The 26,232-nt window shown below is 64.9% G+C and carries 20 protein-coding genes and 1 pseudogene; 14 read left to right on the forward strand and 7 right to left on the reverse strand.

From position 1 onward, the window contains the following. Nucleotides 1-9: 9 nt before the first annotated feature. Nucleotides 10-1,032 carry a LacI family DNA-binding transcriptional regulator gene (locus AC1D14_RS15835; protein WP_476968749.1) on the forward strand — a complete coding sequence of 341 codons (1,023 nt, stop codon included), beginning with the start codon at nt 10-12 and terminating at the stop codon, nt 1,030-1,032. A 212-nt stretch (nt 1,033-1,244) separates the two neighbouring features. Here AC1D14_RS15835 and AC1D14_RS15840 read toward each other — a convergent pair whose 3' ends face one another. The 5 genes from AC1D14_RS15840 to AC1D14_RS15860 form a co-directional block, all read right to left on the reverse strand. After that, nucleotides 1,245-2,702, reverse strand: a complete 1,458-nt coding sequence (locus AC1D14_RS15840) for a family 43 glycosylhydrolase (RefSeq protein ID WP_476968750.1) — start codon at nt 2,700-2,702, stop codon at nt 1,245-1,247. A 170-nt stretch (nt 2,703-2,872) separates the two neighbouring features. Next, on the reverse strand, nt 2,873-3,886 hold the full coding sequence (gene yjfF / locus AC1D14_RS15845) for a galactofuranose ABC transporter, permease protein YjfF (protein WP_476968751.1): 1,014 nt from the start codon (nt 3,884-3,886) through the stop codon (nt 2,873-2,875). Then, the gene (locus AC1D14_RS15850) at nt 3,886-4,935 is read right to left on the reverse strand and encodes an ABC transporter permease (RefSeq protein WP_230119247.1); all 1,050 of its coding nucleotides are present in this window, start codon (nt 4,933-4,935) and stop codon (nt 3,886-3,888) included. The genes yjfF and AC1D14_RS15850 overlap by 1 nt, the downstream gene beginning before the upstream one ends. An 8-nt stretch (nt 4,936-4,943) precedes the next feature. After that, nucleotides 4,944-6,470 (reverse strand): sugar ABC transporter ATP-binding protein, encoded by a 1,527-nt coding sequence (locus AC1D14_RS15855; RefSeq protein WP_230119248.1) that lies wholly within the window; start codon nt 6,468-6,470, stop codon nt 4,944-4,946. Between the two features lie 94 nt (nt 6,471-6,564). After that, nucleotides 6,565-7,539, reverse strand: a complete 975-nt coding sequence (locus AC1D14_RS15860; protein ID WP_230119249.1) for an ABC transporter substrate-binding protein — start codon at nt 7,537-7,539, stop codon at nt 6,565-6,567. A gap of 438 nt (nt 7,540-7,977) precedes the next feature. On the opposite strand from AC1D14_RS15860, the gene AC1D14_RS15865 reads away from it, so the two are divergent. The 6 genes from AC1D14_RS15865 to araA all read left to right on the forward strand — a co-directional run bounded on the left by AC1D14_RS15865 (nt 7,978) and on the right by araA (nt 17,756). After that, a complete protein-coding gene (locus AC1D14_RS15865; RefSeq protein WP_476968752.1) occupies nt 7,978-10,518 on the forward strand; it encodes an alpha-L-arabinofuranosidase C-terminal domain-containing protein in 2,541 nt (846 codons plus the stop codon). Nucleotides 10,519-10,645: 127 nt separating this feature from the next. Then, nucleotides 10,646-11,110, forward strand: a complete 465-nt coding sequence (locus AC1D14_RS15870) for a glycoside hydrolase family 127 protein (RefSeq protein WP_230119251.1) — start codon at nt 10,646-10,648, stop codon at nt 11,108-11,110. A 141-nt stretch (nt 11,111-11,251) separates the two neighbouring features. Continuing rightward, a complete protein-coding gene (locus AC1D14_RS15875) occupies nt 11,252-13,492 on the forward strand; it encodes an immunoglobulin-like domain-containing protein (RefSeq protein ID WP_230119252.1) in 2,241 nt (746 codons plus the stop codon). A 225-nt stretch (nt 13,493-13,717) separates the two neighbouring features. Continuing rightward, nucleotides 13,718-15,481 (forward strand): ribulokinase, encoded by a 1,764-nt coding sequence (gene araB, locus AC1D14_RS15880; protein WP_230119253.1) that lies wholly within the window; start codon nt 13,718-13,720, stop codon nt 15,479-15,481. After that, entirely contained in the window at nt 15,478-16,188 is a 711-nt protein-coding gene (locus AC1D14_RS15885) for an L-ribulose-5-phosphate 4-epimerase (RefSeq protein WP_230119254.1), read from the forward strand. Before araB ends, AC1D14_RS15885 begins: the two co-directional genes overlap by 4 nt. Nucleotides 16,189-16,235: 47 nt before the next feature. Beyond that, nucleotides 16,236-17,756, forward strand: coding sequence for an L-arabinose isomerase (araA, locus tag AC1D14_RS15890; RefSeq protein ID WP_230119255.1), 1,521 nt, complete (start codon nt 16,236-16,238; stop codon nt 17,754-17,756). A gap of 31 nt (nt 17,757-17,787) precedes the next feature. Here the strand turns inward: araA and AC1D14_RS15895 are convergent, their stop codons facing one another. Beyond that, nucleotides 17,788-18,996 (reverse strand): S1C family serine protease, encoded by a 1,209-nt coding sequence (locus tag AC1D14_RS15895; protein ID WP_230119256.1) that lies wholly within the window; start codon nt 18,994-18,996, stop codon nt 17,788-17,790. Nucleotides 18,997-19,172: 176 nt separating this feature from the next. Here AC1D14_RS15895 and AC1D14_RS15900 point away from each other — a divergent pair. Continuing rightward, nucleotides 19,173-19,622: pseudogene (locus AC1D14_RS15900) on the forward strand (alpha-L-arabinofuranosidase C-terminal domain-containing protein); the annotation flags it as partial. Between the two features lies 1 nt (nt 19,623). Here AC1D14_RS15900 and AC1D14_RS15905 read toward each other — a convergent pair. Then, complete coding sequence (locus AC1D14_RS15905) at nt 19,624-20,976, reverse strand: glutamyl-tRNA reductase (protein WP_230119257.1); 1,353 nt, start codon at nt 20,974-20,976, stop codon at nt 19,624-19,626. 204 nt (nt 20,977-21,180) lie between these two features. On the opposite strand from AC1D14_RS15905, the gene AC1D14_RS15910 reads away from it, so the two are divergent. The 6 genes from AC1D14_RS15910 to AC1D14_RS15935 all read left to right on the forward strand — a co-directional run bounded on the left by AC1D14_RS15910 (nt 21,181) and on the right by AC1D14_RS15935 (nt 26,220). Beyond that, nucleotides 21,181-22,185 carry a LacI family DNA-binding transcriptional regulator gene (locus AC1D14_RS15910; protein ID WP_230119258.1) on the forward strand — a complete coding sequence of 335 codons (1,005 nt, stop codon included), beginning with the start codon at nt 21,181-21,183 and terminating at the stop codon, nt 22,183-22,185. A gap of 258 nt (nt 22,186-22,443) precedes the next feature. Beyond that, entirely contained in the window at nt 22,444-22,746 is a 303-nt protein-coding gene (locus AC1D14_RS15915) for an urease subunit gamma (protein WP_230119259.1), read from the forward strand. A gap of 8 nt (nt 22,747-22,754) precedes the next feature. Continuing rightward, on the forward strand, nt 22,755-23,093 hold the full coding sequence (locus AC1D14_RS15920; RefSeq protein ID WP_230119260.1) for an urease subunit beta: 339 nt from the start codon (nt 22,755-22,757) through the stop codon (nt 23,091-23,093). Next, a complete protein-coding gene (ureC, locus tag AC1D14_RS15925) occupies nt 23,090-24,820 on the forward strand; it encodes an urease subunit alpha (protein WP_230119261.1) in 1,731 nt (576 codons plus the stop codon). Before AC1D14_RS15920 ends, ureC begins: the two co-directional genes overlap by 4 nt. A gap of 67 nt (nt 24,821-24,887) precedes the next feature. Continuing rightward, the gene (gene ureE, locus AC1D14_RS15930; protein WP_230119262.1) at nt 24,888-25,370 is read left to right on the forward strand and encodes an urease accessory protein UreE; all 483 of its coding nucleotides are present in this window, start codon (nt 24,888-24,890) and stop codon (nt 25,368-25,370) included. A 178-nt stretch (nt 25,371-25,548) separates the two neighbouring features. After that, nucleotides 25,549-26,220, forward strand: coding sequence for an urease accessory protein UreF (locus AC1D14_RS15935; protein ID WP_230119280.1), 672 nt, complete (start codon nt 25,549-25,551; stop codon nt 26,218-26,220). The last annotated feature ends 12 nt before the right edge of the window (nt 26,221-26,232 follow it).

The raw sequence follows: 26,232 nt of genomic DNA on the forward strand, positions 1-26,232 counted from the left end.
GGGGTGGGAATGTCACTGGGTTCAGAGATCAGGCGTCCCCCCGTGATGGAGGACGTGGCCAAACTGGCCGGCGTTTCACACCAGACTGTCTCGCGCGTCCTCAACGCCCATCCGAACGTCAGCACGGTAACCCGCGACCGGGTCGAAAAGGCCATCGCAGAGTTGGGCTATCGCCGCAACACGGCAGCGCGCAGCCTGGTCACGAGAAGGTCCCAGACCATCGGCGTTCTGGGCAGTGACATGTCCCATTACGGTCCGGCCAATACGCTCCTGGGGGTGCAGCAGGCAGCGCGGGACAAGGGCTATTTCGTCAGCATGGCCAGCCTTGACGAAGTCACTTCGGCCGCGATCAAGGACGCCCTCGAATACTTCATGATGCAGTCAGTGGACGGCATCGTCGTCATCGTGCCCCACGAGACAATGTTTGAATCGCTGAGCACCATCAGCATGGCTGCCCCGCTGGTGGCTGTGGGCTTCGGCGTTGGCGAGCGGCTGAGCGTCGCCGCGGTGAACCAGCGGATGGGTGCCAGCCTCGCCGTGCAGCACCTGGTGGACCTTGGCCATACAGCCATCGCGCATGTTTGCGGGCCGCCGGACTGGATCGACGCAGCCGCCCGCATTGACGGCTGGCGGCGTACTCTGGCCCAGGCAGGGCTGCCCGACTCCGTGCTGATCCGAGGCGACTGGAGCGCCGAAAGCGGTTACCGGGCCGGGCTTGAACTTGCGGCCGCCGGCAACGTCACCGCCGTTTTCGCGGCCAATGACCAGATGGCGCTTGGCGCCCTGCGTGCCTTTAGCGAGGCCGGCCTTCGCGTACCGCTGGACATCAGTGTTGTGGGTTACGACGACCAGCCTGAGGCCGCCTATTTGGTCCCGCCCCTGACCACTGTCAATCAGGGGTTCAAGGAACTCGGAGCCCGCTGCATGCAGATGCTTCTCTTCGATATGGCCAACGGCCATTCCGGTGCGTCGTCAGTCGTGAACCCAAGGCTTGTGGTTCGCTCCACCACTGCGTCACCGTCCGGACCGTGAGCGTCCGGCTGGATAGGCGCCGCCGATCCAGCTGATCAATTCCCGCCTTTGCTTCCCCAGCGTCAGGCCCGTCGCTCGATTTGCGTTGACGCAGGCCCGTCCCCCCGTTGCGTTGACGCTGGGTGGCAAACGCAGGGCCCGGCAGCGGGGAGCGTGCCGGGCCCTGCGGTGGAACCACCACATCACCAGTGATTCGTACCCTTACCGTGCGGTCAGGAGTCCAGAAGGAAAGTTGCGGCGGCCCTGTCGTTCTTGCCGACTTTGGCTACGGTCAGGACGCCTTGCCGGAGCAACAGATACGAACCGGGCAGGTCGACCGACTCGAATGAGGCTCCTGCCGGATCTGAAAGGCCACCCCGCCGGATGAACGCCGACGACGACCCCGCGGTGGAAGCGATCGCCACCGTTGAGCCCTGGATCCGAAGATAACGCCCCTTGGCCAGGACGGGTTCGATGACGACGGAGTTTTTCTTGGCGTAGCCGGGAGCAATCCGGAACTGGGACGCTCCCAGCGTCGGTGCCGACGAGGCGGTGACGGTTGTTCCGTCATGGACCAGGTAGGCGCCCGGGGCCGATGCGGGTTCCATTCTGACGGGCAGTTCGCCGTCCCCGACGGGGACGCCGAAATCGGGCGTTCCATCTGCGTTCCAGTACAGTCGCTGAACACGTGCATGCCTGTTGGGGTCAAAGAGCGGGTTGCCGATCGGGTCGCGGTAGGACCTGGCGTGGTAAACGAGAACGTCCTTGCCTGCTTCATCCACCGTGAAGGAGTTATGACCGGGCCCGTACTGCTTTGACCCGTCGGACGTAGCCAGAACCGGCGTCGGGGCCTTGGTCCAGGAGGCCGCGTTAAGCAGATCGGCGTCTTCATTCGCCGTCAGCAGGCCTATGCAGTAGTTGGCGTCCGTCGCACTGGCGGAGAAGGTGACGAAGATGCGGCCGTTCCGTTTGATCACGGCGGGCCCTTCGTTCACCTTGTATCCCCGGGTTTCCCAGGCCAGGGTTGGCACTGCGATGCGGATCGGAGCGCTGGAGAGAGTGGACGGTGATGACATGGAAGCGATGAAGAGGCTCGAATTCACGCCGGTGTCGCTTTGGGCCCAGATCAGGTACCGCGTGCCGGCGTGCTCGAACGTGGTGGCGTCCAGTGAGAAAGAGTCGGCGTGCGTGTACACCCGGACTGGCGGCTCCCACACCGCAGTGGTCGGGTCCGCGGCGGCGGTAGATATCACGTAGATCCGCACCCGGAAAACGTCGTCGCTGTCGCCGGCGGCGAAGTAAATGTGCCATTTCCCGTCAAAGTGATGCAGCTCCGGTGCCCAGATGTAGCCTCCCATTGTCCCGGTGACAGGCCGTGTCCAGACCACAGCTTCCGGGGAGCCGCCCAGTCCTGAGATGGAGGATGAAGAGCGGAGGACGATCCGGTCGTATTCGGGCACAGAGCCGGTGAAGTAGTACTTGCCATCCGTGTGCTTCATGAGCCACGGGTCCGCCCGTTGCGGAACGATGGGGTTGATGACCGGTGCTGAACCGGCGGGGGCGGCAGCCGCGGCTGGTGCAGTCACCAGAGCGCCGGCGCCGGCGCCGGCGAGCAGCACAGCGGCAGCTGTGGCAGTCCCGGTGCCGAGGAACGAGCGGCGTGAAAACTGCGTGTTGATGGGAACATTCATGCTGAAGGCATCCTTCCTGGGTCCCCTTCGCAGCGTGCGGGCGGCAGCACTAATCGGCAGCCCGCGCGGCGCAGCAGCGAAGGGGTGAAATGGTTATGGAGCTGATGAATTGGTGTGTGAACAAATCCGGACAGCCACGGAGGGCTGGAAATGGCGTGGGACTGCCGCAGTTAGGCTCTTCTGGCGAATAGCCGCTGGAGCAGGATGAAGACGAGGAGCAGGCCTCCGATGACGATCTTGGTCCACCAGGAACTGAGGGTTCCGTCGTAGGCGATGAAGGTCTGGACAATTCCGAGTACGAGCACGCCCACCACAGATCCCAGGACGTAGCCGGTTCCGCCGGTCAGCAGGGTGCCGCCGATGACAACTGCGGCGATGGCGTCGAGTTCCATGCCCTGGGCTGCGAGGCTGTAGCCGGAGAGGCTGTAGAAGGAGAACAGGATTCCGGCGATGGCGGAGCAGAGGCCGCTGAGTGCGTAGACCAGGATTTTGGTCCTTGTGACCGCCAGTCCCATGAGCATCGCGGAGTGTTCGTTGCCCCCGATCGCATACACGGTCCGCCCGAAGCGGGTGTGGTGCAGGACGAAGAAGGCTATGGCCACAATCGCGAGGGCGAGGAGAGCGCCGGGGGAGACGAAGAGGTCCCCCGGAAGCGGGATCTGGGCCTGGGCCATGTTCGTGAAGAATTCATCCGTGACCGGGATCGAGTCGAGGCTGATGACGTAGCAGAGGCCACGGGCGAGAAACATGCCGGCCAAGGTGACGATGAAGGGCTGGATGTCGAAGTATTGGATGATCAGCCCCATCAGCAGGCCCAGCCCGCCGCCGATAAGAAGCACCAGGATGATGACGGCGGCCGGATTCCAGCCGTGCTGGAGGAGGGTGGCGCTGACCATCATCGACAGTGCGACGACGGCTCCGACGGAGAGGTCGATGCCGCCGGTCAGGATCACGAACGTCATGCCGACGGCGAGCACGATCAGGAAGGTGTTGTCGATGAAGAGGTTTAGGAACACCTGGCCGGAGAGGAAGCTCGGGTACATCCCGGCGCCCACGGCGAACATGGCGATGAAGAGCCCGAGTGTTGCAAGGGTGGGCGCATAGCGGGCTCCTCCGCGAATGCGGCTGCGGGCGGGGGAGGGCTTCTTGACTGTCGGTGGCGTCAGCGTGGACAGGGGTGACATCAGACGGCGACCTTTTCCTTAGAGCCGAGTTCCTTCGAGTCGGGTTTCTTTGAGCCGGGCTTGGGGCCGGCTTTGAGGTTCCTGAGCAGGTTCCGTGCCTTTGGTGCCTGCAGCAGGCATACGGTGATGACGACGAGGGCTTTGAAGACCAGCGTCACTTCCGGCGGGATACCGAGGGTGTAAACGGTGGTGGTGAGGGTCTGGATGATGAAGGCTCCGACGACGGTTCCCACCAGCGTGTACCGGCCGCCGGCGAGTGAGGTGCCGCCGATGACCACGGCGAGGATGGCGTCCATTTCGATGTAGAGTCCGGCGTTGTTCGCGTCGGCGGCGGTGACGTTGGAGCTGATCATCAGGCCGGCGATTGCGGCGCAGGCGGCGCTGAAGACATAGACGATCCAGATGATGTTCCGTGCGCGGATACCGGCGAGCCGGCTGGCGACGGGATTGATGCCGACGGCTTCGATGAGGGTTCCCAGGGCCGTGCGCCGGGTGAGGACGGCGGCGAGCACAAAGACGGCGGCGGTGATCAGGATGGAGATCGGAAGGGTGAGGAGGTATCCGGCGCCGATGGACTTGTAGGAGTCGTTGGAGACGGAGATGATCTGGCCGCCGGTGATGAGCTGGGCGATGCCGCGTCCGGCGGTCATGAGGACCAGGGTTGCGATGATGGGCTGCACACCGATGGTGGAGACCAAGAAGCCGTTCCAGACCCCCAGTAGGAGCCCGGCGATTACTGCGATGAGAACGGCCGTGGCGGCCGTGACGGGAGAGGCCGGTTCCGGGGAGGCTACGATGTAGGCACAGGATGCTGCGCCGGCGATCGCCACGACGGCGCCGACCGAGAGGTCGATGCCCCGGGTGGCGATGACCAGGGTCATGCCAAGGGCGATAAGGATAGTGGGAGCGCCGTTGCGCATGATGTCGATGATGCTGCCGTAGAGGTGGCCGTCCTGCATTCTCAGGCTCAGGAAGTCCGGCCGGAAGATCTGGTTCAGCAGCAGTAGCAGGGTGAGGGCGATGACCGGCCAGGCAATGCGGTTTTTCATAAGGGATTTCATTGGGCACCTCCGGCGATGACCGTCATGACGTCTTCCACGGAGACGTCGTCATTCTTGATTTCGGCGACCATCGCCCTGTCCTTGATGACCGCGATGCGGTCACTGAGGCGAAGTACTTCTTCCAGTTCCGAGGAGATGAAGAGGATGGACATCCCCTCGTCCGCGAGCTTGTTGACCAGTTTCTGGATCTGGGTTTTCGCGCCGATGTCGATTCCCCTGGTCGGTTCATCGAGGATCAGCAGTTCGGGGGAGGTGACCAGCCAGCGTGCGAGGAGAACTTTTTGCTGGTTTCCGCCGCTGAGGTTGCGGATCAGCGCATCGGGGTTCGCGGGGCGGATGTCCAGGGTTGCGATGTATTCGGCTACCAGTTCATCCTGGACACGGCGGGGGATGCGGCGGGCCCAGCCTTTGCTGGCCTGCATGGCGAGCACCAGGTTGTCGCGCACGGACAGGTCTCCGATGAGGCCTTCCTCTTTGCGGTCCTCGGAGCAGAACCCGATGCGCTTGTCGATGGCGGTGCGGGGGGAGCGCAGTTTCTGGCTGTCTCCCTTGATCTTGAGAGAGCCTTCATCGGCCCTGTCGGCGCCGAAGATGAGCCGGGCAATCTCCGTCCTGCCCGCTCCGAGCAGACCCGCGAGCCCGACGACTTCACCGGGGTAGATGGATAGGTCGACGTTGGAGACCGATCCTTTCCGGCCCAGACCGCTGGTCTCAAGGAAGGGTGGCAGCCCGGCAGCTGAACCGGCCCGCGTCCGGGCCGGGGCGTGGTCCAGTTCGGCGAGGGCTTCCATGTCCTTGCCGATCATCCTGGAGATGAGTTCCATCCGGGAGAGGTCGCGGGTCATGTACTCGCCCACGAGTTTGCCGTTGCGGAGCACGGTCATGCGGTCGGAGATCTCGTAGACCTGCTCGAGGAAGTGGGAGACGAACAGGATGGCCACTCCGCGGTCACGGAGGTCCCGGATGACACGGAAAAGCTGGTTGACCTCATCGGCATCGAGGCTCGATGTTGGTTCATCCAGGATGAGGACCTTGGCGTTGATCTCCACGGACCTGGCAATGGCGATGAGCTGCTGGACCGCTATCGAGTGGGAGGACAACAGGGATCCGGGGTCAACATGGCCCAGATGCAGCTCTGCGAGGACCTCCCTGGTCCGGGAACGGACGCCCTTCCAGTCGATGGTGCCGCGGCGGCGCGGCTCCCGTCCGAGCAGCACGTTTTCTTCAACCGTCAGGTTGGTGCACAGATTGACTTCCTGGTAGACGGTGCTGATGCCGGCCGCCTGGGATTCGGCGGGAGTCGAGAATTGCTGGGGCGCGCCAAGCACCGTTATCGTGCCGGAATCAATGGTGTACACGCCGGTCAAGGCCTTGATCAGGGTGGACTTGCCTGCACCGTTCTCTCCCATGAGGGCGTGCACTTCACCCTGGAACAGGCGGAAGTCGACTCCGTCGAGCGCCTTAACTCCTGGAAATCCAATAGCTATGTCGGTCATCTCGACGACCGGAACGATTTCGTTCATCCTCGCATCTTTTCTGTGCTAGTTCTGCCGAGCGGCGGGCTGCCGTGCGGCGGCGGTGATCCGCCGCCGCACGGTCGTTCAGGGGTGCCCGGACTTAGTAAGGGCGGCTGGCGAGAACCTGCTTCGCCTGCTCCTGGGTGAAGGTCGTTTCCTTGGTCACGACACGCTCCGGAACGCTCTCACCGGCGACAACCTTCTTCGCCAGATCCATGAGCTGGTCACCGAGCATCGGGCTGCATTCGACGATGTAGTTGATCTTGCCGTTGCTCAGGGCCGTCATGCCGTCCTTCACCGCGTCAATGGTGATGATCTTGATGTCCTTGCCCGGGACCTTGCCGGCTGCTTCGATGGCTTCGATGGCGCCTAGGCCCTCATCGTCGTTATGGGCGAAGACAACATCGATCTTCGGGTTGTTCTTCAGGAAGGCCTCCATGACCTGCTTGCCGCCGCTGCGGGTGAAGTCCCCGCTCTGGGAGGCAATGATCTTGAGCTTCGGGTCAGCCTGGATGGCATCGGCGAAACCCTTCTTCCGGTCATTGGCCGGCGCGGATCCGGTCGTGCCCTGGATTTCGACGATGTTCACGGCGCCGGAGGCGGACTTGGAATCGTTGACGAGCCAGTCTCCGGCCTTCTTGCCCTCTTCGACGAAATCAGAACCGATGAACGTCTTGTACAGGGACTTATCGGACGAATCCACCGCGCGGTCGGTGAGAATTACGGGGATTTTCGCGGTCTTGGCTTCCTTCAGCACGGTATCCCACCCCGACTCCACTACGGGGGAGAAGGCGATGACGCTGACCTTCTGCTGAATGTAGGAGCGGATCGCCTTGATCTGGTTCTCCTGCTTCTGCTGCGCGTCGGAGAACTTCAGGTCGATCCCGGCCGTCTTGGCGGACTCCTGAACAGACTTGGTGTTGGCCGTACGCCAGCCGCTTTCGGCACCGACCTGGGCAAAACCCATGGTGACCTTGTCACTGCCCGCGTTGCCGGCAGCACTGCCGGTTCCGCCGCAGGCGGTCAGGGTAAGCATCGATGCGGCGGCAACCGCAATAAGGGACTTCTTAAACACAACATCCTCCCGGAAGCGTTAGTTACATGCAGGCGGGAGAATCTCGAACACCGCCATTGCTGCAAGTGAGCCGATGAGCTCTGCGACTCATTGTGAACGCTAACAAAGAACGCCGTCAAGTAGTCCGGGTCACAATTCGGTGACTTGGCTGCCTCCTCGGCCGGCCGCGCGTCCGGTGGGGGACGAGGGTGAATCCCGGGAGGGGTCCGGGGGGCAGTTCATCCGACAGCAATACTTGTCAAGCCTCTTTACAACACCGCGAAGATGTCCAATACTTTTCCCGACGCGCATTTTGTTAGCGTTAACAGCTTCTGTCACCCATTCACCGGCGGCCACGCCCGAGGGCGGTATTGCACCCTGCAACCGTCGGCGGCCGCCCCGCCTGAGCTGCGCCGGCTAGCCGGCGGACCGTTCAATGGAGAAAGGCCATCTCTTCCCATGCCATCAAGTTCATCAAGCCCCGCAAAGCGGGCCTGCACCCTGGCGCTAGCCGGATCACTGGCAGCAGCGATGCTGTCACTGGCCCCGGCATTGGGCGCCAACGCAGAGTCCGCAAACCGAACAATCAACGTCAACGCCGCTGAGGCCGGGCCCAAGATCGATCCGGCCATGTACGGGGCATTCTTCGAGGACATCAACCAGGGCGCCGACGGCGGCATCTATGCCGAGCTCGTGCAGAACCGGTCGTTTGAATTCAATTCGGGGGACAACCGCACGTTTACGCCGATGACCGCCTGGGAGGTCCTGAAGCGTGGCAGCGACGGAACTGCCGCCGTCGTCAATGACGACAACCGGCTGAACCAAAACAACAGGAACTACCTGAAAATCGAAGCTACCTCTGCCGGCGCAGGCGCCGGCGCCGGAGTCGGGGTCCGCAACAGCGGCTGGAACGCGGGGCAGAAGCTCGAGGCGCACAAGAAGTACACCTACTCAGTCTGGGCGCGCACGTCCAACCCGGCCGGAACAAACCTGGCTGTAACGTTGGAGACCCCCGAAGGTGCCCGGCTCGATCTCGCGTCGATCAAAGTCAAAGGTGACAAGTGGGCCAAATACGATGTGACGCTGTCGCCCAAATCGTCCACCGGGGCCGGCCGGCTGGCGACAGTGGTGCAAGGGACCGGCACCGTCAGGCTCGACATGGTCTCGCTCTTCCCGAAGGACACCTGGAACGGCAGGGAAAACGGCCTTCGCAGGGACCTCGCCGAAAAGATTGCGGACCTGAAGCCGGGATTCCTGCGCTTCCCCGGCGGCTGCATCGTCAACACGGGGAGTTACGACACGTATTCGGCGCCCAATTACACCCGGGCCCGCACCTACCAGTGGAAAGACACCATCGGTCCGGTGGAACAGCGGCCCGCGAACCGTAACTTCTGGGGCTATAACCAGACGTACGGACTCGGCTACATGGAGTACTTCCAGTGGGCCGAGGATATGGGTGCGGCCCCGGTGCCGGTCGTGCCGGTCGGCGTCACGGGCTGCGGCGATAACAACAGTGCTCCGGACCAGGCAACCCTTGACCGGTACATCCAGGACACCCTGGACCTGCTCGAATTCGCCAACGGTGACGCCAGTACCACGTGGGGCGCCAAACGCATTGCCTACGGCCATCCGGCGCCCTACAACCTGGACCGCCTTGAGGTTGGCAACGAAGAGTACAAGCCTGAATTCAAGGAATACTTCGTCCAGTTCCAAGACGCTATCCGCGCGAAGTATCCGAGCATCAAGATCATCAGCAACACCGGCCCGGACGACCAAGGCGCAATCTTCGACGACCTGTCCAAGTTCAACACCGATCGAAAAGTCGACATGGTCGACGAGCACTACTACAACGATCCGTCCTGGTTCCTGAACAACAATCACCGCTACGACTCCTATGACCGCAACAGCTACAAGGTCTGGCTCGGCGAATACGCATCGTTGGGCAATAAGCCGGCCAACGCACTCGCCGAAGCGTCCTACATGACCGGCCTGGAACGCAACGCAGACGTTGTGAAGATGGCCTCGTACGCGCCTCTGATCGCGAATGAGGCCAACACCCAATGGAGCCCGGACATGTTGTTCTTCAACGGAACCTCTGTGCGGACCACCCCCAACTACGAGGTCCAGAAGCTGTTCATGACAAACGTCGGCACCCAGGTGGTGCCCAGCGCGCAGAAGAACCCGGCCTCAACCGTGGTGCCGATTGCAGGGAAGATCGGGCTGTCCACCTGGGCCACCTCCGCCAAATACGACAATGTGAAGGTGACCGGCAGCGACGGGGCCGCGCTGTTCAGCGACGACTTCTCGGGCACGGCCGCCGCCTGGACGGGCAACGGCACCGGCTCCTGGTCGATCCAGGACGGCGCCTACGTCCAGTCAAGCACCACGGCACAGAACACCATGGTCACGGCCGGCAGCCCGGAGTGGAGCAACTACACGCTCAGCACGAAGGCCACAAAGCTGGCCGGTTCCGAGGGGTTCCTCGTCTCCTTCGGCGTCAAGGACACCGGAAACTACTTCTGGTGGAACCTCGGCGGCTGGAACAACTCGAAGTCCGTCGTCGAGAAGGCCGTCAACGGTGCCAAGACCACTGTCATTGAAAAGAACACCGTGATCCAGACCGGCCACGAGTACGACATCCGCATCGAAGTCACCGGGCGCACCGCGAAACTCTACCTGGACAACGTTCTGTGGGGAACGGTGGACGACACCACCGCCGATCCCGTCTACTCGGTGGTCACGAAGGATGAAAAGTCGGGCGACACCATCGTCAAGGTCGTCAACACTTCAACCGACAAAGCGCCGGTAGACATCAACGTGACCGGCGCCGCCAACATCGCAGCCACTGCTGCGGTGACGACACTCACCGAGACTGCCGACGGGCAGACCCTAGCCCCTGCTGCCAGCACTTTCAGCGGTGCAGGTCCGAAGTTCACCTACACCTTCGAGCCCAATTCCGTCACGTTCATCCGCCTGGCTGACGGCAGCTCACGCAAATAAGAGGGGTAACCCGGTCTTGAACCAGGAGGGGCCGGGCCAGCCCGGCCCGGCCCCTCCGCAGCGTTCAAAAAAACGACACCCGGGCCACCTGGCAATTTCCTCCGCGCGGCAACGTATCGGAGATCCAATGACGAATCACGTATCCAGGCGTAATGTCCTCAGGCTCGGAGCGGCTGCGGCGGCGCTTCCGTGGCTTCCATCGCTTGCAGCGGCAACCACGACGGCCGCTGCGCAAGGGCCCATGGCGACCGCCAACGGCCTTGCCTCGGCCATTACCGTGCGTCCCTTCAATCTGTCCGATGTCACCCTCGGCCCCGGAGTGTTTGCCCGGAAGCGCGAGCTGATCCTCAAGTTCGCCCGGGGCTACGACGAGCGGCGCTACATCAACGTATTCCGGGCCAACGCCGGCCTCCAGCCCATTGCCGGCGTAACCCCCTTGCCTGCCGGCGGGGACGGCCTCGACGGAGAAGCAAACGGAAATCTCAGGGGCCATTTCACCGGCCACCACATGTCCTTGCTGGCCCAGGCCTATGCCAGCACAGCTGAGGACGTGTTCGGGACGGATCGACTTTGCCCAGCGAAGCGTCGGTGAGGCGGCCCTGCGGGACCTTCTCGTCAGCGGCGCGCAAGCGCTCATCATCAGGCTGACCTCCTGAACCGGTCCGCCCTGGCCCGCATTAGTTCCCATCCCGTCAACCGCGGCCTCGCGGCCGCCCTAACGAAAGCATCCTTCATGCCCCTAATGATTCCCAGAGCCCGCACAGGGCCGGCCGTCCTCACGGCGGCCGCCCTTGTGCTTGGCGGCCTCGCCGCAGGCGCTCCCGCCCAAGCCGCCATTGACGACGGCCTCGTCCTCAAATACAACCTGACCGAACCGGCCAGCTCCGTCGCCGAAGACACCTCCGGACATGGCCGCAACGGCGTGATCAGCGGCGATGCCACCAGCCTGGGCAGCGAAGGGCTGCAGCTCGGCGGCACGGACGCCCATGTCCGCCTGCCGAACGACGTTATGCGCGGGCTCGACTCCATCACCGTCTCCACCGACGTGAGGATCGCGCCCGACCAGGCTGCCCCCTACTTCATTTGGGGGCTGGGCAACACCACCAACGGCGCAGGCAACGGCTACCTCTTCACCACCGGCAACTCCTACCGGACCTCCATCGCCAGCGGCAACTGGTCAACGGAGCAGACCACCAGCGCCAACCGGGATCTGGCACGCGGCGCGTGGAAAACCATTACCTATACCCTCAGCGGCGGAACGGCCGTTCTCTACGAAGATGGTACGGAAGTTGCGCGCAAGACCGGCGTCACCATCACCCCGGGAAGCATCGGGGGAGGAACGACGACGGCGAATTACCTTGGCAGGTCCGTCTACACCGGAGACAAGTACCTGAAGGGGCAGGTCCGCGACTTCCGCATCTACAACCGTGCCCTCTCGGCAGCCGAAGTACGCGAGCTCGGCTACGTGTCCCCGGAACAGCGGGTGGCCCTCGATCTGCAAAATCTGTCGCTCGGAGACACCAGTGCTGTGACGGCCGACCTGAAGCTGCCCACTGCCGGACCCAACGGCTCGGCTTACACCTGGACCTCCTCCGATCCGGCCTCCGTGTCACCCCAGGGAATTGTGGCCCGCCCGGCCAACGGAACCGGCAACGCCACTGTGACCCTGACCGCCACGGCCACCTCCGGCGCGGCATCGGCGTCGAAGTCGTTCTCCGTCACGGTGCCCGAAGACATCAGCGACGACCAGAAAGTCAGCGAGGCCGCCGCAGGACTGAACGTGTGGGATGCCGACGCGATCCGCGGGAACATCACCCTACCCGCGGCGGGGTTGCTCGGAACCAAGGTGGAGTGGAAGTCGAACCACGACGCCGTCATCACTGCCACCGGCGAAGTCAACCGGCCCGCCTACGGCAGCCGGGCGGCAAGCGTTGATCTGCAGGCAACCGTCACTCTCGGCAAGGCGAAGTCCAAGAAGAAGTTCCGTGTCACGGTCCTTCCGCTGCCCAAGACAGAGGCCAAAGAGGGCTACGCCTTCGCGTACTTCACCGGCAACGACATCGCCGGGGAGAACATCTCCATGGCTGCCAGCCGGGGAAATGACGCACTGAAGTGGGACGAACTCAATGGCGGAAAGCCGGTGGTGAAGTCCAGTCTTGGCACAAAGGGCCTGCGCGACCCGTTCGTCATCCGCTCGCCGGAAGGCGACAAGTTCTACATGATCGCCACGGACCTCTCCATCGGCAGTGGAACCTCGTGGGACGCCTCCCAGCGCCAGGGCAGCCAGTACCTGGAAGTCTGGGAGTCAACGGACCTTGTGAACTGGTCCGGGCAGCGGCACGTCAAAGTCTCCCCGGACACCGCGGGAAACACCTGGGCGCCTGAAGCCCATTACGACGAGAAAATCGGAGCCTACGTCGTCTACTGGGCCTCCAAAATCTATGCCGACAACGACCCGGGCCACGCGGGCGGCACCCACAACAAGATGATGTACTCCACCACGCGGGACTTCCGGACCTTCAGCGAGGCCAAAGTCTGGAACGACCCGGGTGACTCCGTCATCGACTCCACTGTTATCAAGGAGGGCGACACCTACTACCGCTTCACCAAGGACGAGGCCCGTGTCTCCGGGTGCCTCGACATCATGCAGGAGAAGTCCACGGATCTGCTGGCCGTCGATCTGCCCGAAACGAACCCGCGCAACTGGTCCCTGATGGCCAACTGCATCGGCAAGAACGCCGGGACCGGCGGCGTTGAAGGGCCGACCGTCTTCAAATCGAACACTGAGGAGAAGTACTACCTGTTCGTGGATGAGTTTGGCGGCCGCGGCTACATCCCGCTGGAGAGCACCAGCCTGGAGAACCCCAACTGGAAGCTCTCGACCAACTACGAGCTGCCGCGGGCTCCGCGCCACGGCACCGTCCTGCCCGTAACCAAATCGGAGTTGGACCGGCTGCACAGCCAGCTGGGTTAAGGCCCCGCGTCTCAGCGCGCCGCATCGCAGCGTCTGACGTTTAGCAGGACAGGGGGCTCCGCCATGCCGGCGGGGTCCCCTGTGCTGTTTTTGCAACACAGGACCTGGAAATTGGTCACGGCCAATGCTTGACGCGCGATATGTTAGCGTTCACAATCTAAGAGAATCATTTACGTTTTCGACACCGGGCACAGGGGCCAGTACCTCCCGGATGGAGGTTTTAGCATGCAATCTGTTGATGACACCGGTTTCACTGCCGGCAGCGAAAACTATGTGATCGGGGTGGATTACGGCACCTTGTCGGGCCGTGCCGTGGTGGTGCGGGTTCGCGACGGCAAGGAGCTGGGCAGCGGCGTGTTCGACTACCCGCACGCGGTGGTCACGGAGGCGCTTCCGGCGGACGTGGCGGACGACGGCGTAGCCCGGCTTCCCGGGGAGTGGGCGCTTCAGGTGCCGAACGATTACCGGGATGTGCTCCGGCACGCTGTGCCGGCGGCGATCGAGGATGCGGGGATTGACCCGTCCGCGGTGGTCGGGATCGCGACGGACTTTACAGCGTGCACGATGGTGCCGGTCAAGGCTGACGGCACGCCGCTGAACGAGCTGCCGGGCTTCGCGAACCGGCCGCACGCCTACGTCAAGCTCTGGCGTCACCATGCGGCACAGGGCCAGGCGGACCGCATCAATGCGCTGGCGGCGGAGTTGGGCGAGACATGGCTTCCGCGCTACGGCGGGCTGATCTCGTCCGAGTGGGAGTTCGCCAAGGGCCTGCAGCTGCTGGAAGAGGATCCGGAAGCGTACGCGGAGATGGACCACTGGGTGGAGGCGGCGGACTGGATCGTCTGGCAGCTGTGCGGCAACTATGTCCGCAACGCCTGCACGGCCGGCTACAAGGGCATCTACCAGGACGGCAATTACCCGTCCGAGAAGTTCCTGGCCGCCCTGAATCCGCAGTTCAGGGACTTCGTGTCCGCCAAGCTGGAGCACACCATCGGCCGCCTCGGCGACGCCGCCGGCTTCCTCACCGCCGAGGCCGCTGCCTGGACCGGACTGCCTGAGGGCATCGCGGTGGCCGTCGGCAATGTGGATGCCCACGTCACTGCACCGGCCGCCAAAGCGGTGGAGCCGGGCCAGCTCGTGGCCATCATGGGCACGTCCACGTGCCACGTCATGAACGGGGACGTGCTGCGCGAAGTGCCCGGCATGTGCGGGGTGGTGGACGGCGGCATCGTGGAAGGACTCTGGGGTTACGAGGCCGGCCAGTCCGGTGTGGGCGACATCTTCGGCTGGTTCACCAAGTACGGCGTCCCGCCGGAATACCACCAGGCTGCTGCGGCGGCGGATCTGGGCATCCACGAATACCTGACCGAACTGGCCTCCAAGCAGGCGATCGGCGAGCATGGCCTGATCGCCCTGGACTGGCATTCGGGGAACCGGTCCGTGCTCGTGGACCACGAACTGTCCGGTGTGGTGGTGGGCCAGACGCTGGCGACCCGCCCGGAGGACCTCTACCGGGCGCTGCTGGAGGCCACGGCCTTCGGCACCCGCACCATTGTTGATGCCTTCCGCGACTCGGGCGTGCCGGTGAAGGAATTCATCGTGGCCGGCGGGCTGCTAAAGAACAAACTCTTGATGCAGATCTACGCCGACATCACCGGGCTGCAGCTCTCCACCATCGGCTCCGCCCAGGGCCCGGCCCTCGGCTCTGCCATCCACGCGGCCGTCGCCGCGGGCAAGTACGCGGACATCCGGGCAGCCGCGGCGGCCATGGGCTCGGCACCCGGAGGCGTTTACACTCCCATTCCGGAGAACGTCGCGGCCTACGAGGAACTCTTCCGGGAATACCGCACTCTGCACGACTACTTCGGCCGGGGAACCAACGAGGTCATGCACCGGCTCAAGGCCCTCCAGCGGAAGGCCGCCAGCCAGCGCAACGACGCCAAGTCCATGCAGGCACGGGCCCTCCTCACCGAAGGAGTCCCCGCGTGAGCGCCCTGCTGGATACCCTGGCCCGCGTCCGGGCCGAGGTCTGCGCACTCCACGCCGAACTCACCCGCTACGAACTGGTGGTCTGGACCGCCGGCAACGTCTCCGGCCGCGTCCCGGGCTATGACCTCATGGTCATCAAGCCCTCCGGGGTCTCCTATGATGACCTGACCCCGGAGCTCATGGTGGTCACGGACCTGTACGGCACTCCTGTCACCAGCCTGTCTGCCGACGCCAACGGCGAACCGGCGCAATGGGAGAACCCTGCCCTCACGCCGTCCTCGGACACGGCTGCGCACGCCTACGTCTACCGGCACATGCCGGAGGTCGGGGGAGTGGTGCACACCCACTCCACCTACGCCACGGCCTGGGCGGCGCGGGGAGAATCCATCCCGTGCGTGCTGACCATGATGGGTGATGAATTCGGCGGCACCATCCCGGTGGGCCCCTTCGCGCTGATCGGCGACGATTCGATCGGCCGCGGCATCGTCGAAACCCTGCAGGCCTCCCATTCGCCCGCGGTCCTGATGCAGAACCACGGCCCGTTCACCATCGGCAAGGACGCCCGGTCCGCGGTCAAGGCCGCCGTCATGTGCGAGGAAGTGGCCCGCACGGTCCACATCTCACGGCAGCTGGGCGAGCCGCTTCCCATCGACCCGGGCCAGATCGAATCCCTCTACGCCCGCTACCAGAACGTCTACGGCCGCTAGGCCCCTTAACCTGGCCGCCAGGCCCCTCAACTTTTCAGGAGAAACACATGTCCGACGCCAACACCACCTCCCTCGAGTCCTACGAGGTCTGGTTCCTCACCGGCAGCCAGCACCTCTACGGCGAAGACGTGCTGAAGCAGGTCGCCGCCCAGTCCCAGGAGATCGCCGCCGCGCTGAACGAGTCCTCCGAGGTCCCGGTCAAGCTGGTCTGGAAGCCTGTGCTGACGGATTCGGATGCCATCCGCCGCACAGCGCTCGAAGCGAACTCTGATGATTCGGTGATCGGCGTGACCGCGTGGATGCACACCTTCTCCCCGGCCAAGATGTGGATCCAGGGCCTGGACCTGCTCCGCAAACCCCTCCTGCACCTGCACACCCAGGCCAACGTGGAACTGCCGTGGGCGGACATTGACTTCGACTTCATGAACCTGAACCAGGCCGCGCACGGCGACCGCGAGTTCGGCTACATCCAGTCCCGCCTCGGCATCCCGCGCAAAACCGTCGTCGGGCACGTGTCCAACCCGGAGGTCGCCCGCCAGGTCGGGGTCTGGCAGCGCGCTTCGGCCGGCTGGGCCGCCGTCCGGACCCTGAAGCTGACCCGCTTCGGTGACAACATGCGCAACGTCGCCGTCACCGAAGGTGACAAGACCGAAGCCGAGCTGCGCTTCGGCGTTTCGGTCAACACGTGGTCCGTCAACGAGCTCGCCGACGCCGTACACGGCGCCGCAGAGGCCGACGTCGACGCCCTGGTCGCCGAGTACGAGCGCCGTTATGACGTGGTTCCGGAACTAAAGGCCGGCGGCGCCCGCCACGAGTCCCTGCGCTACAGCGCCCGCATTGAACTGGGACTGCGGTCCTTCCTGGAGGCCAACGGCTCCGCCGCTTTCACCACCTCCTTCGAGGACCTCGGCGAACTGCGCCAGCTGCCCGGCATGGCCGTGCAGCGGCTCATGGCCGACGGCTACGGCTTCGGCGCCGAGGGCGACTGGAAGACCGCCATCCTGGTCCGCGCCGCCAAGGTCATGGGAGCGGGACTGCCCGGCGGCGCCTCGCTCATGGAGGACTACACCTACCACCTCACCCCTGGCCAGGAGAAGATTCTCGGCGCGCACATGCTCGAGGTCTGCCCCTCCCTGACCGCCACGAAGCCGCGCGTGGAGATCCACCCGCTCGGCATCGGCGGCAAGGAAGACCCCGTCCGCATGGTCTTCGACACCGACGCCGGCCCCGGCGTCGTCGTGGCCCTCTCCGACATGCGCGACCGTTTCCGCCTCGTGGCGAACGCCGTCGACGTCGTGGACCTCGACGAGCCGCTGCCCAACCTGCCCGTCGCCCGCGCCCTCTGGTCACCGAAGCCGGACTTCGCCACCTCCGCCGCCGCGTGGCTGACCGCCGGCGCGGCGCACCACACGGTCCTCTCCACCGCCGTCGGCATGGACGTCTTCGAGGACTTCGCCGAAATAGCCCAAACCGAGCTGCTGACCATCGACGACGGCACCACCATCAAACAGTTCAAGAAGGAACTCGCCTGGAACGCCGCCTACTACAAACTCGCCGGCGGACTCTAGCCCCTCCTGCAGCCTGATTGCGTGCCCGGCCTTACGGGGCCGGGCGCGCAACAAGCTGAACTTTGACCTCCTGCCTGTCCGACCCCCGGCGGAATTCAACCGTCACGGTCTGCCCTGGACTCTTGCTCCTCAGTGCGGCGAGCAGGTCCTCGGGAGACGCGAGCTGGTCGCCGTCGAGCCTGACGAGCACGTCACCCGGGCGGATGCCAGCCTTGGCTGCCGGCCCACCCTCCTGGACCGAGAGCGCCAGCGCGCCCCGGGTGTCCGGCAGGCCCAGCCGGTCGGCGATCTGCTGGGTGATGTCCCCCAGCCCCAGGCCAATGAAGGAGTGATCGGCGGTGCCGTCCTCCCGGAGTTGGTCTGCCACCTTCACCACGGTGGCGGCCGGGATTGCGAAGCCAAGCGCCACCGCCCCGGACGACGGCGGAATGTACGCCTCGCTGATGCCGACCACCTCGCTCCTGCTGTTCACCACGGCGCCGCCGGAGTTGCCGGGGCTAATCGCGGCATCGGTCTGGATCAGGTCCACGAGGGACTGGCTGCTTGACGCCGATCCCGGAATCTCCCGGTGGAGGCCCGAGATGATCCCCGCCGTCGCCGTGTTTTCGAATCCCAGCGGCGAGCCAATAACCACTGCCAGCTCGCCGATCCGGGGCAGTTCTGACTGGAACTTGGCGGCGGGGAGGCCTGTCCGCTTTGCCTCCACCAGTGCTAGATCCGAGATCGCGTCAGTTGCCCGTACGTTTCCGGCCACGCGCTGGCCATCGGCGAAGCCCACTTCCACTGTGCTGTTGCCTCTCACCACGTGCTCGTTGGTGAGTATCAGACCCTCCTGCGAATACACCACGCCGCTTCCCAGTCCGCCGTCGGTGAAGACTGTCACCACGGAAGGCTGGATGTTGCTGACGATCGTGGGAATGTCGGCCGCCCCTTGTGCGGTTGCCTGGCCGGTGCCACCCTTACCCGGCGTTGAACTGCCCGTCGTCGAACTGCCCGGGGTCGAACTGACCGGCGTTGAACTGGCCGACGGCCCGCCTGCAACAGCGCCTCCCGAAGCGCTCCCCGAAGCGCTCTCAGATGCGCTGCCTGAGGGGGCGCCTGAAGACTGCGTGGACGACGGCGGCGCCGGATTTGGCCCGGGCCCGGTGCAGCCGCACGCAACGGTTGCGACGACGGCCGCCACGCCGAGGATGCCCGCCGCGCGGGACGCGCTGTGGGGTGTCGCTAGCCCGAGGTTCATCGAACTTCCTCTCGCTGCCGGACCTGTTCGAAAGCTGATTAAAAGCTAATCCCGGCAGGGAGCGGCTGCCAGAGTGGATTAGTTTGCCATTTCCGTCCGGGCTCTTGACGCGCGGTCAAGCAACCCCAAAACTGGTTTCTATAACGTTGTAAAACGAATGCATCAGAAGTGAGGACATCGCCCCGATCATGACCGAGCCCGGCGGCCGCGCCTGGAAGCAGACCATATTCCACCCGTTCGCCCTGACCTCGCGGCATGCCGCAGGCACGGTACTGCAGCTCGCCGTCGAATCCCCACTGTTGAGCGGCGGCAAGACGGCGGACTTCGCCGCGCTCTCCGCTGTGGCGACCTTTGACGCCAAGGCCGGCGAAGCGGTGGTTTTCGCCGTCAACCGTTCGTCGGCCGAGGACCTGACCCTCGACGCCTCGGTGGCCGGGCTGGGCAACGTGCGCCTCATCGAGGCGGTCACCTACGACAATAAGGACCCGTACTGGCACGCCACTGCGGACGACTCCACGTCCGTGCTGCCGGGGGAGAACGTCAGTGCAAAGCTCGACGACGGCCGCCTCACCGCTGTCGTGCCGGCGGTGTCCTGGTCAATGATCCGCTTGGCTGTGGAGTCCTGAACTAACCCGCCGCCGGCATGATGCGGACCGGCTCCTGCCGGTCCGCATCATCGGGTTCCACTTTCAGTCCGTAGAGGGCCTCGAGGGCGGCAGTGTAGTCGTCCTGCCGGCCCGCGGCGGCGAGTTCACGCGCCCTGGCCGTGGGCACGTGCAGGAGCTGCCGGACCACCCGCCGCAGCGCGAACTCCACGGCCTCGGCGGTGGCAGTGCAGCCATGCTGGTTCTTCACCCGAGCCATTTCGCTGGCCAGCACCTGCTGCATGTGTCCGCGCAGGGCCACGATGGCCGGATCCATCACCCGCGCCTGCCGCTCCTCCTCGTACCTCAGCGCAGCCTGCCGGACCAGCTCCGCTGCCCGCCGGACACCGTCCGAGTGTTCGCGCGGTGCGGCAAGCCGCACCTCATCGAGCGTGATCAGCTCGATTCCGGGCAGCTCGCCGGTGGCCGGTTCAAAGTCCCGGTTAAGGGCAAGATCGACGACGACGAGACGCTCGTTCGTGCCCTGCCGGAAGAGCCTGAAATCCTCGGTGCCCAGGCGGGTTCCGCGCCCGCTGCAGCCGATAACCACGTCCGCGCCCTGCAGCGCGGCTGTCAGTTGGGACCGTGTCAGTGCCGCAGCGCCGCGGGGCGCGGCAAAGGCCTCAGCGCGTCCGGACCAGGAGAACACAGACACTTTGGCGCATTTTCCGGCCGCCAGCAGCGCCAGGGTGGTCCCGGCGTAGGCCCCCGTGCCGATGACAACCACCGACAAGCCGGATGGGCAGCTTTTTGCCAGCCTTGCGGTGGCCAGGTCCAAGGCCACGGAAACCATCGAGCGCCCGGCGTCTCCCAGCGTTGTCAGGGCCCCGACGTCGCGCGCGGCCCGGGAAGCGGCCTGGAAGAGACGGATGAGGGCGCCGCTGGCAGATTCCGATTCCTGGGCGGACGTGAGTGCCCGGCGCAGTTGGCCCGCGATTTCGCGTTCGCCCACCACCGCAGAGTCCAGGCCCGCTCCTACCGAAAAAAGATGCTCGGTCAGTGCCGCGCCGGCCAGGAAATCCAAGGACTGCGCCAGCTCTTCTTCGGGGATGCCGGAGCAGCGGCTGATCGCTGACTGCACGCGCCGGCGTGCAGCAGACGGCTCCGTGCCGGACGAAATCTCGAAATAGACCTCGAAGCGGTTGCAGGTGGACAGCACTACAGCCCCCGCTACGTGGGCGGGTTCCACAACAGCTGCAGGGGTGATCCGCCGCGGGCCGGAGCCCAGCCGTGCCAGGAAATCCAACCCCGTTCCGCGATGCGAGGCAACCAAGGCAAACAGCCGCCCGTCCGGGGCAGTCCGGCCCCCGACGGGCCCCTCAAGACTTTGCGACACGTCTGCCCCTCTTCCTCAACATTCCTCCGCGACGAGGAGTCCCACCACGAAACCCTGTGGCCAGGCGCCGTTGCCCGGCCACAGAGCTTGGAGACCTTGAAACAGGGTGGGCCCCCCACCTTGGGAAATACCTGCGGGCGGGGCGGTCCGCCGGACTTTCTGCAACGATGTATCCAGACGTATCGCCGTGAGAAGGAGCCTTGGATGGCTGTGACCATGAATGATGTTGCACGTGCAGCGGGGGTTTCCCTGAAGACGGTGTCCAACGTCCTTAATGACTATGAGTTCATCAGGCCCGCAACCAGGCAGAAGGTGCTGGATGCCATCGCCGAGCTTGGCTATGAGGCCAACCTGACGGCCCGGAGCCTCCGGTCAGGAAAATCGCGCATGCTTGGCCTGGTTCTGTCCGACCTTTCAGCGCCGTACTACGCGGAGCTCGCCTCGCGTCTCATGACCGTGGCCTCCGCCCGGGGCTATCGCGTGCTGATTGAGCAGTCGGCCGCTCTCGAGGCCAATGAGCTCAGCGCCCTGCAGGGGCCCTTCCGGCAGCTGACGGACGGACTGCTGTTCACTCCGCTGGCGCTGGAGCCGGACACGGTGGCTGGCCGGCGCGGAAGCAAGCCACTCGTGATGCTCGGCGAGCACATCGACGACGCCCGGTTCGACCTTGTCACGATGAAAAACGTGGGGGCTGCCCAGGCAATCACCGCCCACCTGCTGGCGGGAGGCCGCCGTCGGATAGCAGTGATCGGAGCGGCAGTGGAGGACCACACCGGAAGCCCCGGCCTGCGCCTGACCGGCTACCGGGCGGCGCTCGCCGCCGCCGGGGTGGACTTTGATCCCGCCCTGGTAGTGCAGTCCGAGTGGCGCCGCGACGCCGGCGCGGCGGCGGTGGGCGAGCTGCTGGACAGCGAAATAGGGTTCGACGCCGTCTTCGGCCTGAACGACGCGTTGGCGCTGGGCGCCATGCATGAGCTCCTCGTCCGCGGTGTGAAGGTGCCGCAGGACGTCGCCGTGGCCGGCTTCGACGACATTGATGAGGCCCGGTTCGCGTCGCCGTCTCTCACCACGGTGTCACCGGGCATGGAGGAGATCGCCGAGCGCTCGGTCGGGCTGCTGATCGACCGGATCGAAGGGACGGAGACAGCGGATAGGGGTGTCCACATTGAAGCCGGGTTCGAGCTGAGGATCCGCGCCTCGGCACCCTAGGGGAGGTGCCGGACAGCCCGCGCCTGCGGCCCGGTGACTGGACCCGCCGCGAAACCGGAATCGGAAATCTCGCGGAAATGTCCACGGCTTACGCTGGTCACGCACCGCCGCACGGGTGCATTGTTGCTTAGGTTCATTGTTGCTTAGGTTCACGGTTGCTCAGGCAGTGTTGTGCAGGCGCTGTCGTGTAGGCACAGTTACTGGGGAGCATTTGCCGGGGCGCGCCGCGGTGGTGCCCGTCGTAGAAGGGATTCCGTAATGCACCTGTTGCCCCGCGAGCAGGAGAAGCTCATGATCGTGGTCGCCGCCGACCTCGCGCGTCGCCGCCAGTCGCGCGGACTCAAGCTGAACTTCCCCGAGGCGGTCGCCATCATCAGCTATGAACTGATCGAAGGGGCGCGGGACGGGCGCACCGTGGCCGAGCTCATGAGTTACGGCACCACGCTGCTGGGCCGCGACGACGTCATGGAGGGCGTGCCGGAGATGATCCACGACGTCCAGATCGAAGCCACGTTTCCGGACGGCACCAAGCTCGTCACAGTCCACGATCCCATCCGATAGGGAGCCCCATGATTCCGGGAGAGTATGTCCTGCGGAGAGAACCGCTCACCGTCAATGCGGGACGCGAGGCGGTCGACGTCGCGGTTGTTAATACGGGTGACCGCCCTGTGCAGGTGGGCTCGCACTACCACTTTGCCGAAGCCAACAGCGCCCTGGAGTTTGACCGCCAGGCAGCCTACGGGCGCCGGCTCGACATCCCGGCCGGGACCGCGGCACGGTTCGAGCCCGGCGACAGCAAGACAGTCAGGCTGATCGAGCTTGCCGGCAGCCGCGAGGTGTTCGGGCTGAGTAACGCGGTCAACGGAAGCCTGGGGCCGGCACAGTCAACGGCTGGGGGAGCACAGTGAGTTTCGAGATGTCCCGCAAGCAGTATGCGGACCTGTACGGCCCGACGACGGGCGACGCCATCCGCCTGGCCGACACCGAGCTCTTCCTCGAGATCGAGAAGGACCTCACCAGCTACGGCGAGGAAGTGGTGTTCGGCGGCGGCAAGGTGATCCGCGACGGCATGGGCCAGAACGGCCAGGTGGTGCGGGATGAGGACGTCCCGGACACCGTGATCACCAACGTGGTGGTGCTGGATTACACCGGCATCTACAAGGCGGACGTCGCTCTCAAGGACGGGCATATCTTCAGGATCGGCAAGGCCGGGAACCCGCAGATCGCCGACGGCGTGGACATCGTGATCGGCGCCAGTACGGAGATCATCGCGGGGGAGCGCAAGATCCTCACCGCCGGCGGAGTAGACACGCATATCCACTTCATCTCCGCGGACCAGGTCCCCACGGCGCTGTGCAGCGGCGTGACCACCATGGTGGGTGGCGGCACCGGCCCGGCGGAAGGCACCAAGGCCACCACCGTGACGCCCGGCAAATGGCACATTCAGAGGATGCTGCAGGCGGCCGAGGGCCTCCCCATCAACATCGGCCTCTTGGGCAAGGGGCACGCATCGGCGGTCGAACCGCTGGCCGAACAGATCCGTGCCGGGGCCATCGGCCTGAAGGTCCACGAGGACTGGGGCTCCACCACCTCCTCGATCGACACCTCCCTGAAAGTTGCGGACGACTACGACGTCCAGGTGGCGATCCACACCGACACCCTCAATGAGTGCGGCTTCGTGGAGGACACCATCCGGGCCATCGACGGCCGCGTCATCCACACTTTCCACACCGAGGGCGCCGGCGGCGGCCACGCCCCCGACATCATCAAGATCGCCGGCCTGCCCAACGTCCTGCCCGCCTCCACCAACCCCACGCTGCCGTACACCCGGAACACCATCGAAGAGCACCTGGACATGCTCATGGTGTGCCACCACCTCAACCCGGACATCCCGGAAGACGTGGCGTTCGCGGATTCCCGCATCCGCGCCGAAACCATCGCCGCCGAGGACGTCCTGCAGGACATGGGGATCTTCGCCATAACCTCCTCCGACTCCCAGGCCATGGGCCGTGTGGGTGAGGTGATCACCCGCACCTGGCAGGTGGCGGACAAGATGAAGAAGCAGCGCGGAGTGCTGAGGGACCCCGCCGGCGGCACGCACGGATCCGCAGAAAGCGACAACTTCCGGCTCAAGCGCTACGTGGCGAAATACACCATTAACGCGGCGATCGCCCAGGGCATGGCGGACTCCATCGGCTCGGTGGAGGAGGGCAAGTTCGCGGACCTGGTGCTCTGGGATCCGGCGTTCTTCGGAGTGAAGCCGGAGCTCGTGCTCAAGGGCGGGCAGATCGCCTACGCGCTGATGGGCGACGCCAACGCCTCCATCCCCACCCCGCAGCCGCGCACGATGCGGCCCATGTTCGCCACCTTCGGCAAGGCGCTGCAGCAGTCCTCCATCACGTTCTTGTCCCAGGCCGCCATCGACGCCGGTGTGCCGCAGGAGCTCGGACTGGAGAAGGTCATCCGGCCTGTCTCGGGGATCCGTTCGCTCACCAAGGCCGACCTCAAGTACAACGATGCGACCCCGGACATCGAGGTGGATCCCGAGACGTACAAGGTGAAAGTCGACGGCGAGGACGTCACGTGCGAACCTTCGGATGTGTTGCCGATGGCCCAGCGCTACTTCCTCTTCTAGGCGCTACCGGTTCAAAGCACTACCGCTGTCAAAGCACTACCGCTGTCAAAGCACTACGGAGAACGACATGATCATCGAGAAGATCCTGGGCAACCTGCACGACCAGGCCCCGGGTACGGATCCGTACTTCGGGCTGCACACGGAGAAGGTGGTGCTGCCCAGCGCCCAGCTGGTCAAGCGCATCCAGCGCGTCATCACCGACCACGGCAAGGAACTGGGCATCCGGCTTCCCGCAGGTTCTGCGGACCTCCGCGACGGGGACGTCCTCTTCGTAGCCGAATCCAACATGATCGTGGTGTCAGTGCTCCCCACCGATGTACTGGTGATCGCGCCACGGACCGTCCACGAAATGGGCGTCGTGGCGCACTCCCTTGGCAACCGGCACCTGCAGGCGCAGTTCTTCGACGCGGCCTCCGAGTATGCGGCCGAGGTCATGGTGTGCCAGTACGACCACACCGTGGAGGACTACCTCAAACACGTCGGAGTCCCCTACGACCGCCAGGAACGCGTCATGCCCGTACCCTTCCGCCATGCCGAACACTCGCACTGAGATCGAGTCCGCCGCTCGAGCGGGCTCCGCCGGTCGAGCGGACTCCGCCGCTCGAGCGGACTCCGCCGGTCGAGCGGGCTCCGCCGGTCGAGCTTGTCGAGACCAGGTTTCGCTCCCCAACCGCTCCCTAACCCCGCAAGCCCGGCCAGGGAACCCTGCGGTCGTGGCCCCAGGCGCAATCAGCGGGGGCTATCAGCTCGCCCTGCAGCAGCTCACAGACTCCGCGTTGCCCACTGGGGCGTTTGCGCACTCTCTTGGCTTTGAGACCTATATTGAGCGCGGGCTGGTGCATGACGAGGAGTCTTTCGGGGTGTGGTTGTCAGCGTTCATCGGGCAGCAGCTGACGTACTCTGACGGGCTGGCCATCCGGTTCCTTTATGAGGGCGGCCCGGTTGAGGAGCTGGATTCCCTGCTCACGGCTCAGCTCCTGCCGCGGCAGCTCCGCGAGGCCAGCATCAAGATGGGCACCCGGCTGCTGGAGATCGGCTCCGAAGTCTTTCCGTCTCCCGAGCTCGTGGCGTACCGGGAGTTGGTGACCGCAGGCCGGGCCGCCGGCCATCAGCCGCTGGCGTTCGCCGTCGTCGCCCGTTCCCTGGGCGTCCCGCTTCCCGAAGCGCTCGCCGCCTACCTGTTCGCCGCGGTCACCTCGCTGACCCAGAATGCGGTGCGAGCCATTCCGCTCGGGCAGAACGCCGGCCAACGGCTGCTGCGGAAAGCGTCCGACGGCGTCGCTGCCGCCGTCGGGCACGTCAGCCACCTTTCGCCGGACGACTTTGGGGCAGTCAGCCCCGGGCTGGAAATTTCGCAGATGCGGCACGAGCGCCAACGTGCCCGCATGTTCATGAGCTAGTAGGAGGACACA

The organism is Arthrobacter sp. P1_B11 (genome assembly GCF_056406715.1).

Excerpts from the sequence above, each read along its gene's own strand:
- AC1D14_RS15835 (WP_476968749.1), top strand. The coding sequence starts at position 10 with ATGTCACTGGGTTCAGAGATCAGGCGTCCCCCCGTGATGGAGGACGTG.
- AC1D14_RS15840 (WP_476968750.1), bottom strand. The coding sequence starts at position 2,702 with ATGAATGTTCCCATCAACACGCAGTTTTCACGCCGCTCGTTCCTCGGC.
- yjfF (WP_476968751.1), bottom strand. The coding sequence starts at position 3,886 with ATGTCACCCCTGTCCACGCTGACGCCACCGACAGTCAAGAAGCCCTCC.
- AC1D14_RS15850 (WP_230119247.1), bottom strand. The coding sequence starts at position 4,935 with ATGAAAAACCGCATTGCCTGGCCGGTCATCGCCCTCACCCTGCTACTG.
- AC1D14_RS15855 (WP_230119248.1), bottom strand. The coding sequence starts at position 6,470 with ATGAACGAAATCGTTCCGGTCGTCGAGATGACCGACATAGCTATTGGA.
- AC1D14_RS15865 (WP_476968752.1), top strand. The coding sequence starts at position 7,978 with ATGCCATCAAGTTCATCAAGCCCCGCAAAGCGGGCCTGCACCCTGGCG.
- AC1D14_RS15870 (WP_230119251.1), top strand. The coding sequence starts at position 10,646 with ATGACGAATCACGTATCCAGGCGTAATGTCCTCAGGCTCGGAGCGGCT.
- AC1D14_RS15875 (WP_230119252.1), top strand. The coding sequence starts at position 11,252 with ATGCCCCTAATGATTCCCAGAGCCCGCACAGGGCCGGCCGTCCTCACG.
- araB (WP_230119253.1), top strand. The coding sequence starts at position 13,718 with ATGCAATCTGTTGATGACACCGGTTTCACTGCCGGCAGCGAAAACTAT.
- araA (WP_230119255.1), top strand. The coding sequence starts at position 16,236 with ATGTCCGACGCCAACACCACCTCCCTCGAGTCCTACGAGGTCTGGTTC.
- AC1D14_RS15895 (WP_230119256.1), bottom strand. The coding sequence starts at position 18,996 with ATGAACCTCGGGCTAGCGACACCCCACAGCGCGTCCCGCGCGGCGGGC.
- AC1D14_RS15910 (WP_230119258.1), top strand. The coding sequence starts at position 21,181 with ATGGCTGTGACCATGAATGATGTTGCACGTGCAGCGGGGGTTTCCCTG.
- AC1D14_RS15915 (WP_230119259.1), top strand. The coding sequence starts at position 22,444 with ATGCACCTGTTGCCCCGCGAGCAGGAGAAGCTCATGATCGTGGTCGCC.
- AC1D14_RS15920 (WP_230119260.1), top strand. The coding sequence starts at position 22,755 with ATGATTCCGGGAGAGTATGTCCTGCGGAGAGAACCGCTCACCGTCAAT.
- ureE (WP_230119262.1), top strand. The coding sequence starts at position 24,888 with ATGATCATCGAGAAGATCCTGGGCAACCTGCACGACCAGGCCCCGGGT.